We start from the raw sequence: 15,377 nt of genomic DNA on the forward strand, positions 1-15,377 counted from the left end.
GGCACCCTTGTGACTGGCACAATGGGCCGAGGCCGAAACGAGGAGGAACCGGTGGCGACTGCGCCTGGCGAGATGAATACCGCGCCAGTACGAGGACGATCCACTCGGCAGCGGACCGCCGTCGCGGCGGCGCTGGACGAGGTGGACGAGTTCCGCAGCGCCCAGGAGCTCCACGACATGCTCAAGCACCGCGGCGACTCCGTGGGCCTGACCACCGTCTACCGCACCCTGCAGTCCCTCGCGGACGCCGGTGAGGTCGACGTACTGCGCACCAGCGACGGCGAGTCCGTCTACCGCCGCTGCTCCACCGGGGACCACCACCACCACCTGGTCTGCCGCAAGTGCGGCAAGGCGGTCGAGGTGGAGGGCCCGGCGGTGGAGAAGTGGGCGGAGGCCATCGCGGCCGAGCACGGCTACGTCAACGTCGCCCACACGGTGGAGATCTTCGGCACCTGCGCGGACTGCGCGGCGACCGCCGGCTAGATCCGCCGGAGGTTGGCGTCGAGCAGGGCCCGGAGGCGGTCGACGTCCGCCGGGGACGCGGCCCCGCGCTTGGGCAGGATCGTCATCGCCGCGGCCCGCTTGGTGACGCTGAGCGTGACGAAGGTGTCGGCCGTCTCCGCGTACAGCGGCTGCGCGGCCCAGTCGATGCGCGACTCGGTGTTCTTGGTGCTCAGCCGCAGCCCGGTGGCCGTCACCAGCGCCGTGGTCTCCCCCGCCTTGGCCAGCAGGCCCGCGAAGGCGCGCGCGGTGAGCCACGGGCCGAAGAGCGTGAGCGCGAGGATCAGCACTCCGCCGATCAGGGTGGCCAGCGGTCCGCTGCCCGGCCGGGGGCCGAAGGCCGCCAGGGCGCCGAAGCAGACCAGCACTCCCCCGAATCCGCACAGCAGCCACCGCCGGCGCCGCCCCGCGGGCAACCGGGTGTCGCGCACCCGGATCGCCTGCGCGAGATCCGCCGCGGTGGTCTCGTAGACCAGCCGTACCTCGACCTGCTCCCCCTGCATGTCCATGACAGCGGACCCTACAGCGGCGGCGCGTTCCGGGCGACGATGTTCCGCGCGCGGTCCAGCTCCTCGGGCGTCAGCGCGCCGCGCTTGGGCAGGAAGCCGAGCAGGTCCGTGCCCGGGTGACGGAAGGCGAACAGGCTCCGGGTCTCGGTCCAGCCGGAGACCCGGTCCCAGGAGTACGGGAGCGAGGTGCCGTCGGGCATCCGGTAGGTCAGCCCGCCGTCGGAGAGCGTGCACTGCCATTCCCCGCCGCCCGCCACGCTCGCGTACTGGCGGCGCGCCCCGGACAGGAGGACCCCGAGGCGCACGCCGATGCCGATGAGCAGCCCGACCCCCGCGAGCACCGCCAGTTCCACACCGACGGCGCCCGCCTTCCCGCCACCGACTCCCAGCACGATGAGCGGGATCAGCAGGCAGAGCGCCGTCTCCCTGCGGCCCGTCTCGGTCCTGCGCGCCTGGACCCGGCCCAGTTCGCGGAAGTCCCCCCGCTCGGCCGCGTAGTACAAGTCGACCGTCTCGCCTGTCGTGTTCATGACGGCGAGGGTAGCTCCGGCAAGGTCAGCCGGTGGTGGCTTCTCCCTGGTTCGGGACGGCCCCGCCGAAGCGGCGGTCGCGCTGGGCGTACTCGTAGCAGGCCTGCCAGAGGTTGCGGCGGTCGAAGTCCGGCCACAGCACGTCCTGGAAGACCATCTCGGCGTACGCGCTCTGCCAGAGCAGGTAGTTGGAGGTGCGCTGCTCGCCGCTGGGGCGCAGGAAGAGGTCCACGTCCGGCATGTCCGGGTAGTAGATGTACTTCGCGAAGGTCTTCTCGTTGACCTTCGACGGGTCCAGCTTGCCCGCCGCCACGTCGCGGGCGATGGCCTGCGCCGCGTCCGCGATCTCCGCGCGGCCGCCGTAGTTGACGCAGAAGTACAGGGTCATCGCGTCGTTGTCGACGGTCTGCTCCTGGGCGACCTGGAGCTCCTGGACCACCGACTTCCACATCTTCGGCATGCGGCCGACCCAGCGGATGCGGATGCCGAGCTCGTTCATCTCGTCGCGCCGGCGCCGGATGACGTCGCGGTTGAAGTTCATCAGGAAGCGCACCTCGTCGGGCGAGCGCTTCCAGTTCTCCGTCGAGAAGGCGTAGAGGGAGAGGTTCTTGACGCCCATCTCCAGGCAGCCCTTGAGCACGTCGAGCACGACACCCTCGCCCACCTTGTGGCCCTCGGTGCGCGGCAGCCCGCGCTCCTTGGCCCAGCGGCCGTTGCCGTCCATGACGATCGCGACGTGGTTCGGAACCAGCTCGCCGGGGATCTTCGGCGGGCGCTCACCGGACGGGTGCGGCTCGGGAACCTTGTACTCGCGGCGAGAGCGTCCCAGAATCCCGCGTCGTGCCATGTGCCCAGCTCCTATTTCTCGACGTATCGCAGGGAGCGTAGCCCGCGCTCCAGATGCCAGTGCAAGTAGGCGGACACCAGCCCGCTGCCCTCCCGCACGTGACGCGCCTCGCACGCGTCGGCATGCCCCCAGTCGCCCGTCAGCAGGGCGCTGAGCAGGGCGATGGCCTCCGACGAGGGTACGACGCTGCCGGGGACCCGGCAGTCCCCGCATATGACCCCGCCCGCCCCGACGGAGAAGTGCCGGTTGGGGCCGTGGATCCCGCACTTCGCGCAGTCGTCGAAGCTGGGCGCGTAGCCGTTGACGGCGAGGGAGCGCAGCAGGAAGGCGTCGAGGATGAGGTTCGGCGCGTGCTCGCCGCGGGAGAGGGTGCGCAGGGCGCCGACGAGCAGCAGGTACTGCTGCACGGCGGGCTCGCCCTCGTGGTCGGTGAACCGCTCGGCGGTCTCCAGCATCGCGGTGCCGGCGGTGTAGCGGGCGTAGTCGGTGACGATGCCGTTGCCGTACGGGGCGATGATCTGGGTCTGGGTGCAGAGCGGCAGGCTGCGGCCGATCAGCTCGTTGCCGCGGGCGAAGAACTGCACGTCGGCGTGGGAGAAGGGTTCCAGCCCGGCGCCGAACTTGGATTTCGTGCGCCGGACGCCGCGGGCGACGGCCCGGACCCGGCCGTGGCCGCGGGTCAGCAGCGTGATGATGCGGTCCGCCTCACCCAGCTTCTGGGTGCGCAGCACGATGCCGTCGTCGCGGAACAGACTCATGGGCCCATTCTCCCGTACCCCACTGACAGGACGGCCACGGGAGCGGGAACGGCAGCGCCCCCGCCGGGCACCAGGCCCGGCGGGGACACCCCTTGGGAGGATCAGGCGGTCGGCGCCGGGGCGGGCTCGCCCTCGGCCGACTGTGCCGGGATGGCTGCCGTGGTGGCCTCGTCGTCCGCCGCCGGAGCGTCGTCCGCCGCCGGAGCGTCGCCCTCCGAGACGTCGTCCTGCGAGACGTTGTGCGCATCGCCCTTGCCCAGACCGTTGAAGATCAGGTTCAGGACGATCGCAGCCGTGGCACCGAGCGTCACACCGCTGTTGAGCAGCGAGGAGAGGTCCGAGTTCATGTGGTCCTTGAAGAACACCGGAACCGTGGCCGGGAGCAGCGCGAAGGCCAGGGAGACGCCCACGACCAGCGCGTTCTTCTCCTCCTTGAGGTCCACCTTGGCCAGGGTCTGGATACCGGCCAGGGCCACCATCGCGAACATCACGGTCGCGGCGCCGCCGAGGACTCCGTGCGGGACGGCGGCGACGATCGCGGCGGCCTTCGGGAGCAGACCGAGGACGATCATGATGACGCCCGCGGAGACCACGACGAACCGGCTCTTGACCTTGGTCATCCGGACCAGGCCGACGTTCTCGGCGAAGGCCACGTACGGGAAGGAGTTGAGGATGCCGCCGAGGGCGGTCGCGGCGCCGTCGGCACGCAGGGCGCGGGCCACCGTCTCGCTGTCGACCTTCTTGCCGACGATGTCGCCGACGGCGTAGGTGTCACCGGTGGTCTCGACCATGGTGATCAGCATGACGATGAGCATCAGGACGATCGGGAACCACTCGAACTTCGGGGCGCCGTAGTGGAACGGGGTGCTGATGCCGATCCAGTCCGACTTGCTCACGTCGCCGAACTTGGCGTCGCCGAGCAGGAACGCGACCGCGGTGCCGCCGACCAGGCCGAGCAGGATGGAGATGCTGGAGAGGAAGGGCTTGCCGAGCTTCATCAGGATGAGGATGAAGAGCATCGTGCCGCCGGCGTAGGCGAAGTTCTTCGGGTCACCGAAGTCGGGGCTGCCGAGGCCGCCCGCGGCGTCGTTCAGGCCGACGGGGATCAGCACGATGCCGAGGACGGTGATGACCGTGCCGGTGACGACCGGCGGGAAGAGCCGCATGACCGTGCCGAAGACCTTGGGCGGCAGCCAGGCGAAGGCGAAGGTGGCAAGGCCGGCGGTGATGACCGCGCCGTAGATGACGAGCAGGCCCGCTTCCTTGCCGCCCGCCCCGAGACCGATGGCGATCATCGGGGACACCGCGGTGAAGGTGACGCCCTGGATCAGCGGCAGTCGCGCGCCGATCCGGCCGATGCCCCACGCCTGGATGATCGAGGCGATGCCGCAGGTGAAGAGGTCGGCGTTGATCAGGTAGACCAGCTGCTCGGTGGTGAGCCCGAGGGCGCCACCGACGATGATCGGAACGATCACCGCACCGGCGTAGAACGCGAGTACGTGCTGGAAGCCGTACAGCGCCAGCTTGGGGAGGGGGAGCACCTCGTCGACCGGGTGCGTGCTGGGCTCTCCGCTGGAAAGCCGGGCGGCGACACGTGCCATCTCTGCCTTGCCCTTCAAAAGGTAGGTAACGAGAGGAATCTGGTTATCCCTCGACGGAGTAGGTCGTTAACCCGTTTATCCGCCAGGGTTGTCAGTGCATTCACGTGAATCGAAGCTCCGCTGTGTTACCTGCGGCGTCTCGTCGTGTGACCGGAATTGAACGCCTGTGTGGCCGCTCACAGATATCGTCGACTTCCACAAAGTGTTGACGTACGGGAGCCCTCGATCTGGAGGTTTCTCCAGTGGCGGTGGACCCACCGGGTCCGCTATAGGCGCCGCCGGACGGAACGAATCGTTCTCCCTGCACGAACGCGAAGGCCCTACGAGATGACGTGCGGGTTAAGGCTTCGCAATCGTTCATCCTCGCAAACTTGAAGGCCTTCTTCCGGCTGTCCATTTGTCGGAAACACCCGACACGGATGGAGGGGCTCCGCGGTTCAAACGGCGCGCAAGGATCATGAATACGGGCGCGTAGCGCCGGATCGTTACCTCGCCAGAGGGCCGATTCCGCTCGCTACGGACCCTCCGCAGGCCCCGCGACCGAGGGGTGAGACGGGAGGGGGCCCCTGAGGCTCGCGGGCCCGGGTCTAGCCTCACCTCGATCGGACCATCCAGTGGATCCACCGAGAGGGACCCGCATGCCCGCCATCGCGCTCCGCTCCGGCACCATCGACTACACCGACACCGAGGCAGCGGCCGACGCAGCCCCCGGCCCTGCCCGCGAGACGCTCGTCCTGGTCCCCGGCCTCGGCTTCGACGAATCCGTCTGGCAGCCCGTGGTCGACAGGCTGCGCACCGACTTCCGCGTCCTCGTCCCGGTGCTCCCCATCGGCGGCCACCGCCGCCCCATGGACCCCGGCGCCGACCTCTCCGCCCAAGGGGTCGCCGCCCTGCTCGCCGAGTTCCTCGACCGCCTCGACCTGCGCGAGGTGACGCTCGTCCAGAACGACGCCGGGATCGCCCAGCTCCTCGTGGGCGTCCAGGACGAACGGATCGCCCGCCTCGTCCTCGCCTCCTGCGAGGCCCTCGACAACTACCCGCCGGGCTTCCAGGGCAAGACCCTGCACGCCGCCAGCAGGATCCCCGGCGCGCTCCGCCTGCTCCTGCAGAGCTTCCGCTCGCCCTTCCTCGCCGGGATGCAGACCTCTCTGGGCGGCATGGCCGCACGGCCGATCCCGCACGAGCTGGTGCTGCGCTGGTACGGCCCGCTGCTCGGCGACCCGGCGATCCGGCGGGATCTCACCGCTTTCCTGCGCGGCACCCGCAAGGACACCTATCTCCGGGCCGCCGAGCGGCTGCGCACCTTCGACCGCCCCGCCCTCGTCGTCTGGGGCGCCCAGGACCGGATGATGCCGCCCGCGACCGGGCGCCGGCTCGCCGGTCTCCTGCCGCGGGGCGAGTACGTGGAGATCCCGGACTCCCGCACCCTGATCTCCCTCGACAACCCCGAGGCCCTGTGCGAGGCCCTGCGCCGCTTCATCACGGCCCACCCCGCCCCGGTCCGGCGCGGCACCGCCTGAACGTGCGCGGGGCCCGCGCGAGACCTCGTACGGGACCTCGCGCGGGCCCCCGGGCCGGCCGGGCCTACGGCGCCCGGACCGCCGAGAGCAGCCGCGCCACCTCGTCCGCGTCGATGCGCAGGGCCGCGCCCACCGTGGACAGCACCTCGCGCTCCGCGGGGATGTACGGGCCGTCCGCCAGGGCCACGCGCGCGCCCTGCAGCAGGATCGATTCGCGCCCCGGCGCCGCCAGGTGCGGAGCCAGGGGCTCCAGGGCCTCGTGGAGCTCGATCGACAGCGCCGCGCCGCAGCAGTCGGGGCCGTCGTAGAGCCCGAGCCGCCCCTCGTCGGTGGCCAGCGCCTCCACGAGGGACTCCAGCTGCTCCTCGGTGCAGTCCTGGAACCCCGCGGACCGTACGGCGCCCACGGCGGCCTCCAGCGCGCTGCGCGAGGCCGTCCCGCCCGCGGCCAGCACGGCCAGCGTCACCGTGTGCACGGCGTCGCGCAGCAGCGCGGAGAAGCGGGTGGTGGTGAGGTGGTCGAGGATGTCGGTGGAGAAGCGCTCGCGGCAGCCCTGGCACTCGACGACGGGCCCGGCGTGCCCGCGCGGCAGCAGCGGCACACCCAGGACGGTGAACCGGCGGCGCCCGGTGCGCCGGCGGTAGTTGCGGTCCCCACCGCAGTCGGGGCAGAAGAACTCCCCGTCCCCCACGGTGTTCCAGGTGGTGCGGATGCCCCAGACCGTCAGCTTCCGGCCGTCCCCACCCCGAACTGGCAGCACGTCGCACCTCCGTAACCTTCCGGCAACATCGCCGGGTTGGGTGATGTTAGCCACATCGGTGAGGATGCGTCAGCAGTGTGACAAGACAACATCCGCCGACCCCCGTACTTGGCCGATCCGCGCCCCCCGCGAACTCCCTGGCCGAACGGGTGCAGAAACGGCGGAACCCCGCCCTCCGGAAGGAGGAACGGGGTTCCGGACCGCCCACACGGGCGAGGATCAGCCGGACGGGGATCAGCGGCCCGCGCGGTTGACGGCGGAGATGACCGCCTTCAGGGAGGCGCGGGTGGTGTTGGCGTCGATGCCGATGCCCCACAGGACGCGGCCGTCGATCGCGCACTCGATGTACGAGGCGGCGACGGCGGAGGCGCCCTCGCTCATCGTGTGCTCGGTGTAGTCCAGCAGGCGGGCGTCGATGCCGATGTCGGACAGCGCGCTGAAGAAGGCCGAGATCGGGCCGTTGCCGGTGCCGTCCAGGACGGTCTCCACGCCGTCCACGACCGCCTCGACGGTCAGCGTGTCCGTGCCGTCCTTGTCGGTGGTGGTCTGGCCGGAGCGCAGCTGGATGCGGCCCCACGGGTTCTCGGGGTTGGGCAGGTACTCGTCCTGGAAGACGTCCCAGATCGCCTTCGGGGTGACCTCGCCGCCCTCGGAGTCGGTCTTGGCCTGGATGATCCGCGAGAACTCGATCTGCATGCGGCGCGGCAGGTCCAGCTTGTGGTCGTTCTTCAGGACGTAGGCGATGCCGCCCTTGCCGGACTGCGAGTTGACCCGGATGACGGCCTCGTAGGAGCGGCCGACGTCCTTCGGGTCGATCGGCAGGTACGGGACGGCCCACTCGATGTCGTCGACGGTGACGCCCTTGGCGGCCGCGTCGGCCTCCATCGCGTCGAAGCCCTTCTTGATGGCGTCCTGGTGGGAGCCGGAGAAGGCGGTGTAGACCAGGTCGCCCGCGTAGGGGTGGCGCGGGTGGACCTCCATCTGGTTGCAGTACTCGCTGGTGCGACGGATCTCGTCGATCTGCGAGAAGTCGATCTGCGGGTCGATGCCCTGCGAGAAGAGGTTCATGCCCAGCGTGATCAGGTCCACGTTGCCGGTGCGCTCGCCCTGGCCGAACAGGCAGCCCTCGATGCGGTCGGCGCCGGCCATCAGGGCCAGCTCGGCGGCGGCGACGGCGGTGCCGCGGTCGTTGTGCGGGTGCACGGAGATGCAGATGTGCGCGCGGCGGGTCAGGTTGCGGGCCATCCACTCGAAGCGGTCCGCGTGGGTGGAGGGCGTGGAACGCTCCACGGTGGCGGGCAGGTTCAGGATGATCTCGCGGCCCTCGGACGGCTGCCACACGTCGCAGACGGCCTCGCAGACCTCCAGGGCGAAGTCCAGCTCGGTGTCGGTGAAGATCTCCGGGCTGTACTGGTAGCCGAAGGTGGTCTCCGGGCCCAGCAGCTTCTCCGCGTACTCCATGACCAGGCGGGTGCCGTCGACGGCGATCTGCTTGATCTGCTCCTTCGAGCCGCGGAAGACGACCCGGCGGAAGGTGGGGGCGGTGGCGTTGTACAGGTGCACGGTGGCGCGCTTGGCGCCGACCAGCGATTCCACGGTCCGCTCGATCAGGTCCTCGCGGGCCTGGGTCAGTACGGAGATCGTCACGTCGTCCGGGATCGCGCCCTCTTCGATGATGGAGCGCACGAAGGCGAAGTCGGTCTCGCCGGAGGACGGGAAGCCGACCTCGATCTCCTTGTAGCCCATGCGCACCAGCAGGTCGAACATCTCGCGCTTGCGGGCGGGGGTCATCGGGTCGATCAGCGACTGGTTGCCGTCGCGCAGGTCGGTGGACAGCCAGCGGGGGGCCTTCGTGACGCGGGCCTGGGGCCAGGTGCGGTCCGGGATGTCCACCTGCTCGTAGGAGCCGTACTTGTGGATCGGCATCCCGGAGGGCTTCTGGGTGTGGGTCGCGTTCGTGATGGGCGTGGGGCGACCGACAAAAGTGTGCTGGCTCATGACGTAGGGCTCCTCGCGTGTCCGCGTGTAGTTCGCTGGGACGGCCGACGGACGGTCGCAAAACCGCAACACCAAACTCCGCGGGGAGGGGGCCGGCCTACGACTACAGACCCTCGCCGCGGCAGCTAAGGAGAAGCAGCCCGAAACGCATGATGGGCCGAGCCTAACCGAGCTGCCCCGGATTGCGGGGCCTGTTTCAGTATGCAAGACCCGGGGGTCCGTTTTGCACCCTTTGTGAGCTAAGCCTCTCTTGGTACGGCAGGTCGGTCCGATCCACCAAGGGGCGTTCAGATCGCACGTACGATCGCATCATCGCTCGCCGTGATGACGCATGCGCGATCTCCACTCGACCGACCGTACGGCTGGCTACGTTCATCAGCCATGAAGCTGGTGGTGCAGGTCAAGCTACTGCCGACGCCCACACAGGCGTCGGCACTCGCAGCGACGCTCCGGGCCTGCAACGAGGCCGCTTCATGGGCTGCCGAAGTCGCATTCGCACAGGGGGCGTACAAGAATTTCGACTTGCGCAAGCACACCTACGCCGAGGTGAAGGAACGCTGGAGCCTGGGTGCGCAGGCCGCACAGCATACGATCAAGAAGGCAGCCGACGCCTGCACGACCCTGCAGGCGAAGCTGCAGGCCAGGAGGCCCGGCAGGCCGAATTCGAGACGACGCAGCCTTGCCGGAGGCAAACCGCCGTCCTTCCGACCCGACGCGGCCCAGCCGTACGACGACCGCATGCTGTCGTGGCAGGCCGAAGCGCGCACCATTTCGATCTGGACGACGAGCGGGCGCCTCAAGGCGGTGGGCATCACAGCCGGTGCCGAGCAACTCGCCATGCTGGCCACACACCGCCGAGGCGAGTCCGACCTGCTGCAGCGTGACGGCCGAGGAAGCCCCAACGGGCCATGGTGCACAGCTGGGCCTTCGCCCAGCTCGGCGAGTTCATCACGTACAAGGCCCGCCGGGCGGGCGTGCCGGTGGCGTACGTCGATCCGGCGCACACCTCCCGCACCTGCTCCCGGTGCGGCCACGTCGACAAGGCGAACCGGGTCTCGCAGGCCCGCTTCGCTTGCCGGTCCTGCGGATTCGTTGATCACGCAGACCACAACGGCTCCCGCAACATCCGCGCACGCGCGCTGGCGTTGCGGCGAAGCGGGGCCCCGTCACCGGCCCCAGCCGTCCCGCACCAGCGAGACGACCGGACGCGGACGCCACACCACAGCCAGTGATGCGCCGTAACGCAAGCCTCGTCGCCTCCGCGACAGACATGTGACACAAGCGAATGAATCATGGTCGCAACTAGTGACATCCGCGTCACCCGCTGCCACATTGCCGGGCATGGATGCCTCCCACAGCCACCGCCACCCCGTCTTCTGCACCGTGGTGCCGCCGCACCTCCTGGACAAGATCGCCCAGTCCGTCGACCCCGCCCGCGCGGCCGCCGCGCGCCGGACCCTGGAGCTCGACGCCTCGAACCGCGTCCGGCGGCAGCTGGCCGTCCTGCCGCCGGCCGGGGACGGGCCCTCCGAGACGCCCCGGCGGACCATCTACGACGCCCAGCACCACACCCGGCTGCCGGGCAAGAAGGTCCGCGGCGAGGGCGAGGACGTGAGCAAGGACGTCAGCGTCAACCGGGCCTACGCCGGGCTCGGGGCCACCTTCGAGCTGTACCTCAAGGCCTACGGGCGCCACTCGATCGACGGCTCCGGCCTGCCGCTGGACGCCACCGTCCATTACGACCGGCTCTACAACAACGCCTTCTGGGACGGCAGCCGGATGGTGTTCGGCGACGGCGACGGGGACCTGTTCCTCGACTTCACCGTCTCGGTGGACGTCATCGGGCACGAGCTGACCCACGGAGTCACCCAGCACACCGCCAACCTCGCCTATCACGACCAGCCGGGCGCGCTCAACGAGTCCATGTCCGATGTCTTCGGCTCCCTCATCAAGCAGTACTCACTGAACCAGACCGCCGAGGAGGCCGACTGGCTGATCGGTGCCGGGCTGCTCGGGCCCGCCGTCGACAGCGGCATGGCCCTGCGGTCGATGAAGGCGCCCGGGACCGCGTACGAGGACGACGAGCTCGGCAAGGACCCGCAGCCGGCGACGATGGACGGCTACGTGCGCACCTCCCGCGACAACGGCGGCGTGCACATCAACTCCGGCATCCCCAACCACGCCTTCTACATCGCGGCGAGCGAGCTCGGCGGCAAGGCCTGGGAGCGGACCGGCCAGATCTGGTACGACACCCTGACCGGCGGGGAACTGACCCCGGAGGCCGGATTCGCGGACTTCGCCCGCCTGACGGTCGCCGCCGCCGTGGCCCGGTACGGGGAAGGCGGCGCCGAACACCAGGCGCTCCAGAAGGCGTGGTCCGCGGTCGGCTTGGGGTAGAAAGCCCCTCATGCGGATTCAGGTGGTGCGGACGGGCGGCTTCGCGGGGATCGAACGGCGGGCCGAGGTGGACACCTCGGGCCTGCCCGACGAGGCCGAGTGGCAGGCCCTGGCGCAGCTGGCGCTGCGGCCCGGTCCACCGGGTCCCCCGGCGGAGGGGATCCGGGACGGGTTCTCGTACCGGATCACGGTGGACGGGCGGACGGTGCTCTGCCAGGACCCGAACCTCTCGGAGGCGCAGCGGGCGCTGATCTCGCGGGTGCTCAAGGAGGGCGCTTAGCCGTACGCGCGAAGCGGCTCAGGGGCGCAGGGGCTCAGCGGCGCAGGGGCATCAATTGAAGTGCCCCTGAGCTGCCGTTTTGCTTGGATGGCCGGATGACTGTGAATCCCGGGAGCCTGCCCGAGCTCGAGCGCTACTACGACACCGCACCGCGGGCGGGCGGGGCGCGGGCCGAGGACTTCGGTCCGCTGACCCTGTTCGTCCAGGAGAGCGACGGCTGGCCGTACTACGCGCGCCCCGCGCTCGGCGGCGCGGAGGTCTCGGCGGCCGACGTGGAGCGGGTGCTGGCCCGGCAGCGGGAGCTGGAGGTCCCCGAGTCCTTCGAGTGGGTGGCCGAAACCACCCCCTCCCTGCGGGCCGCGGCGGAGGCCGCCGGGCTGCACGTCCACGCGCACCCGCTGATGGTGCTGGACCCGGCCGCCGAGGCGGTACCGCTGCCCGTGGATCCGGAGGTACGCGTGCTCGGCGCGGCCGACCCGCTGCTGCGCAGTGCGGTGACCGTGCCGATGCTGGCCTTCGCCGCGCCCGGTACGGCGGTGGGCGAGGGCGGCCCGGCGGAGCTCGCGGTGGCCGCGGAGGACCCGGCCTCGGAGGCCCGCAGGGTCCGGGTCTCCGGAATGATCGCGTCGGCCCGGACGGCCCTGGCGGCCGCCGTGCGCGAAGGCGCGGTGCTCTGCTCCGGCCAGTACATCCCGGTCGGCGACGTCGCCGAGGTGGTCGGTGTCGGCACCCTCCCGTCGGCCCGCCGCCAGGGGCTCGGCCTCGCGGTGACGGCGGCCCTGGTCGCGGACGCCCTGGCCCACGGAGCCCGTACGGTCTTCCTCTCGGCCGGCGACGAGGACGTGGCCCGGATCTACGGCCGCCTGGGCTTCCGCCGGGTGGGCACGGCCCTGATCGCGGAGCGGCCCCTGTAGCGGGGCCGGGGACCAGGGCCGCGACCCGGGCGGCCGGGCGGTCCGGGCGGTCCGGGCGGTCCGGACACGGTTTGCGGAAACCGCAAAGTTGCTTGGCCGGACGGGCCGCGGGAGCGGAGCATCGGAGGCGCAGGCACCCGTACCGACCGGAAGAGGTCCCCATGCCGCACGAGCACCACCGCTCCCCCGAGCCCGCCGGCGCAGACGCCACCGTCGTGGGCGAGGAGTACTGGGACACCCGCTACCGCGAGAGCGACAAGGTCTGGAGCGGCGAAGCCAACGCCGTCCTGGCCCGGGAAACCGAAGGGCTGGCCCCGGGGCGGGCCCTGGACCTCGGCTGCGGCGAGGGCGGCGACGCCGTCTGGCTCGCCCGGCGGGGCTGGCACGTCACCGGGACGGACATCTCCGGGGTCGCCCTGGAGCGGGCAGCCGTCCACGCCTCCGACGCCGGGGTCGACGACCGCACCGAGTGGGAGCGGCACGACCTCGCGGAGTCCTTCCCGGCCGGGGAGTACGACCTGGTCTCCGCGTGCTTCCTGCACACCTTCGGCGAGTTCCCGCGCGAGCGGATCCTGCGCCGGGCCGCCGCGGCCGTGGCTCCCGGCGGGATCCTGCTCGTCGTCGGCCACGCGGGCTGGGCGTCCTGGCAGCAGGACCGCCCGGAGATCGATTTCCCGACCCCCGACCAGGTCCTCGCCCAGCTGGAGCTGGCGGCCGGCGCCTGGGAGGTGCTGCTGGCGGAGGAACACGTACGGGCCCAGGACCAGCCTGACGGCCGGCCCGGGACCCGTACGGACAACGTGGTGAAGGTGCGGCGGCTCCCGTAGGAACCCGCCCGCCTAGAAACCGAGCTTGCGGAGCTGCTTGGGGTCGCGCTGCCAGTCCTTGGCGACCTTCACGTGCAGGTCGAGGAAGACCGGAGTGCCGAGCAGCGCCTCGATGTGCTTGCGCGACTTCATCCCGACCTCCTTCAGGCGGGCGCCCTTCGGGCCGATGATGATGCCCTTCTGGCTCGGCCGCTCGATGTAGAGGTTCGCGTGGATGTCCAGCAGCGGACGGTCCGCCGGGCGGTTCTCCCGGGGGATCATCTCCTCGACGACGACCGCGATGGAGTGCGGGAGCTCGTCCCGTACGCCTTCCAGCGCGGCCTCGCGGATCAGCTCCGCGACCATCACCATCTCGGGCTCGTCGGTGAGGTCGCCCTCCGGGTACAGCGGCGGGCTCTCGGGCAGCATCGGCGCGATCAGGTCCGCCAGCAGATGGACCTGGCTGTCGCCGACCGCCGACACCGGGACGATCTCGGCCCACTCGAAGCCCAGCTCCTCGGCGAGCTGGTGGACGGCGATGAGCTGCTCGCCCACCACCTTGGACTCGACGAGGTCGGTCTTGGTGATGATGGCGATCTTGGGGGTCTTCTTGATCCCCGCGAGCTCCTTGACGATGAACTTGTCGCCGGGGCCGAGCTTCTGGTCCGCGGGCAGGCAGAAGCCGATGACGTCGACCTCGGACCAGGTCGCGCGCACGACGTCGTTGAGGCGCTCGCCGAGCAGCGTGCGCGGCTTGTGCAGGCCGGGCGTGTCGACCAGCACGAGCTGGGCGTCGGGGCGGTGCACGATGCCGCGCACGGTGTGGCGGGTGGTCTGCGGCCGGTTGGAGGTGATCGCGACCTTGGTACCCACGAGCGCGTTGGTCAGGGTCGACTTCCCCGCGTTGGGGCGGCCGACGAAGCAGGCGAAGCCCGCACGGTGCGGGCTGGTGGTCTCGGGGGAACGATCGCTCATACGGGCCATTCTCCCCGATGCGGCTCCCAGCGCCGACCAGGCTGCGGCCAGGAGCGCGAGAGCGGCTGCCAGGAGACCGTTCAGAGCGGGGTGCGCGGCGTGGCCGGCGGTGGCCCGGGAGCTGGTTCCGTCGGCCCCCGCCGTCACCGTGATCCGGGTCCATTCCAGCGCCGGGGGGTCCTCCCAGCTGGCCGTGAGCCGGATCTCCTGACCGGGAAGCAGCTCGGCGGGCAGGCCGGTCAGGGTGCGGGAGCGCAGGGTGCGGCCGAGGGCTCCGGTGACGGCGAGGGCCGCGCGGGGGCGCAGTGTGACGTTGCCGAGGTTGCGGAGCGTGTACGAGATCTCCGCGCCGGCGGCGGCCCGACCGGTGACCCGGAGGTCCTCGACGGCGAGGGCCGGTGCGGTGGGTCCGGCGACCCGGAGGTAGACGCGGGCGGCGACGGCCTGCTGCACCCCGATTCCTTGCCGGCCGGCCCCTTGCGCCGCCGTGCCCGTCGGCCCGTCCTCCAGGGCGACGATGGCTCCGGGGTGGTCCCCGGGCTCGGCGCGGTCGGGGACGGTGAGGGTGAAGCCGACGCCGACCGCGGTACGCGCCGGGACGGTGATCCGCTCCCGCGCGAGCTTCGTCCACGCGCCGGTGGCGGTGCGCGGCTCGTCGGGGCCGCGCAGCGCGAAGCCGCCGTCGCGGGCGGTGTTGTAGGCGTCGGCGGCGTAGAGACGGAAGGTGCGGGGCTGATCGGTGCGGTTGGCGATGGTGACGGTGTCGGAGACGGCCGCGCCTGGGGCGGCGGAGAGGTAGAAGTAGGGCCGCTGGCCGAGGGTGTTCGCGGCGGGCAGCACGGACCACTGCCCGTTGTCGGCGGCGGCGGCCGTCCCGGCGGGCGCGAGCAGGAGCACGGCGGCGAGCAGCAGCAGGGACGCCGCCACGGCCGACCGCAGCCCGTGCCGGTGCCCGTTCCGGTGGGCCATGGCCGGGGCCGG

15 protein-coding genes and 1 pseudogene are annotated in these 15,377 nt (G+C 71.1%); 7 read left to right on the forward strand and 9 right to left on the reverse strand.

Going from position 1 to position 15,377, the window contains the following annotated elements:
* Window positions 1-51: 51 nt before the first annotated feature.
* A complete protein-coding gene (locus OHU74_RS11485; RefSeq protein WP_371615800.1) occupies window positions 52-483 on the forward strand; it encodes a Fur family transcriptional regulator in 432 nt (143 codons plus the stop codon).
* Here OHU74_RS11485 and OHU74_RS11490 read toward each other — a convergent pair.
* The 5 genes from OHU74_RS11490 to OHU74_RS11510 all read right to left on the reverse strand — a co-directional run bounded on the left by OHU74_RS11490 (window position 480) and on the right by OHU74_RS11510 (window position 4,746).
* The gene (locus OHU74_RS11490) at window positions 480-1,010 is read right to left on the reverse strand and encodes a hypothetical protein (protein WP_371615801.1); all 531 of its coding nucleotides are present in this window, start codon (window positions 1,008-1,010) and stop codon (window positions 480-482) included. The two genes, OHU74_RS11485 and OHU74_RS11490, sit on opposite strands and share 4 nt — an antisense overlap.
* Window positions 1,011-1,021: 11 nt before the next feature.
* A complete protein-coding gene (locus tag OHU74_RS11495; RefSeq protein WP_371615802.1) occupies window positions 1,022-1,540 on the reverse strand; it encodes a YcxB family protein in 519 nt (172 codons plus the stop codon).
* Window positions 1,541-1,565: 25 nt separating this feature from the next.
* The gene (locus OHU74_RS11500) at window positions 1,566-2,387 is read right to left on the reverse strand and encodes an isoprenyl transferase (RefSeq protein WP_371615803.1); all 822 of its coding nucleotides are present in this window, start codon (window positions 2,385-2,387) and stop codon (window positions 1,566-1,568) included.
* A gap of 11 nt (window positions 2,388-2,398) precedes the next feature.
* Window positions 2,399-3,145, reverse strand: coding sequence for a DNA repair protein RecO (gene recO / locus OHU74_RS11505; protein ID WP_214950820.1), 747 nt, complete (start codon window positions 3,143-3,145; stop codon window positions 2,399-2,401).
* A gap of 101 nt (window positions 3,146-3,246) precedes the next feature.
* Window positions 3,247-4,746: a nucleobase:cation symporter-2 family protein gene (locus OHU74_RS11510; RefSeq protein WP_371615804.1), complete on the reverse strand. Its 1,500-nt coding sequence runs from the start codon at window positions 4,744-4,746 to the stop codon at window positions 3,247-3,249.
* 638 nt (window positions 4,747-5,384) lie between these two features.
* Here OHU74_RS11510 and OHU74_RS11515 point away from each other — a divergent pair.
* Window positions 5,385-6,266 (forward strand): alpha/beta fold hydrolase, encoded by an 882-nt coding sequence (locus OHU74_RS11515; protein WP_371615805.1) that lies wholly within the window; start codon window positions 5,385-5,387, stop codon window positions 6,264-6,266.
* A 64-nt stretch (window positions 6,267-6,330) separates the two neighbouring features.
* Here the strand turns inward: OHU74_RS11515 and OHU74_RS11520 are convergent, their stop codons facing one another.
* The gene (locus OHU74_RS11520) at window positions 6,331-7,026 is read right to left on the reverse strand and encodes a TerB family tellurite resistance protein (protein ID WP_371615806.1); all 696 of its coding nucleotides are present in this window, start codon (window positions 7,024-7,026) and stop codon (window positions 6,331-6,333) included.
* Window positions 7,027-7,260: 234 nt separating this feature from the next.
* Window positions 7,261-9,024, reverse strand: a complete 1,764-nt coding sequence (gene leuA, locus OHU74_RS11525) for a 2-isopropylmalate synthase (RefSeq protein ID WP_371615807.1) — start codon at window positions 9,022-9,024, stop codon at window positions 7,261-7,263.
* Between the two features lie 908 nt (window positions 9,025-9,932).
* On the opposite strand from leuA, the gene OHU74_RS11530 reads away from it, so the two are divergent.
* From OHU74_RS11530 to OHU74_RS11550, 5 genes are all read left to right on the forward strand, one after another.
* Window positions 9,933-10,256 (forward strand): RNA-guided endonuclease InsQ/TnpB family protein, encoded by a 324-nt coding sequence (locus OHU74_RS11530; protein ID WP_371615808.1) that lies wholly within the window; start codon window positions 9,933-9,935, stop codon window positions 10,254-10,256.
* Window positions 10,257-10,365: 109 nt separating this feature from the next.
* Window positions 10,366-11,421, forward strand: coding sequence for a M4 family metallopeptidase (locus tag OHU74_RS11535; RefSeq protein WP_371615809.1), 1,056 nt, complete (start codon window positions 10,366-10,368; stop codon window positions 11,419-11,421).
* Window positions 11,422-11,431: 10 nt separating this feature from the next.
* Window positions 11,432-11,701 (forward strand): protealysin inhibitor emfourin, encoded by a 270-nt coding sequence (locus tag OHU74_RS11540; RefSeq protein WP_371615810.1) that lies wholly within the window; start codon window positions 11,432-11,434, stop codon window positions 11,699-11,701.
* A gap of 95 nt (window positions 11,702-11,796) precedes the next feature.
* Window positions 11,797-12,615: a GNAT family N-acetyltransferase gene (locus OHU74_RS11545; protein ID WP_371615811.1), complete on the forward strand. Its 819-nt coding sequence runs from the start codon at window positions 11,797-11,799 to the stop codon at window positions 12,613-12,615.
* A gap of 161 nt (window positions 12,616-12,776) precedes the next feature.
* Window positions 12,777-13,442 (forward strand): class I SAM-dependent methyltransferase, encoded by a 666-nt coding sequence (locus tag OHU74_RS11550; protein ID WP_371615812.1) that lies wholly within the window; start codon window positions 12,777-12,779, stop codon window positions 13,440-13,442.
* A gap of 12 nt (window positions 13,443-13,454) precedes the next feature.
* Here the strand turns inward: OHU74_RS11550 and era are convergent, their stop codons facing one another.
* Both era and OHU74_RS11560 read right to left on the reverse strand, forming a co-directional pair.
* On the reverse strand, window positions 13,455-14,405 hold the full coding sequence (era, locus tag OHU74_RS11555) for a GTPase Era (protein WP_371619652.1): 951 nt from the start codon (window positions 14,403-14,405) through the stop codon (window positions 13,455-13,457).
* A gap of 519 nt (window positions 14,406-14,924) precedes the next feature.
* A pseudogene (locus OHU74_RS11560) lies at window positions 14,925-15,365 on the reverse strand (WxL protein peptidoglycan domain-containing protein); the annotation flags it as partial.
* Window positions 15,366-15,377 lie beyond the last annotated feature (12 nt).

The organism is Streptomyces sp. NBC_00454 (assembly GCF_041434015.1).
GTDB lineage: Bacteria > Actinomycetota > Actinomycetes > Streptomycetales > Streptomycetaceae > Streptomyces.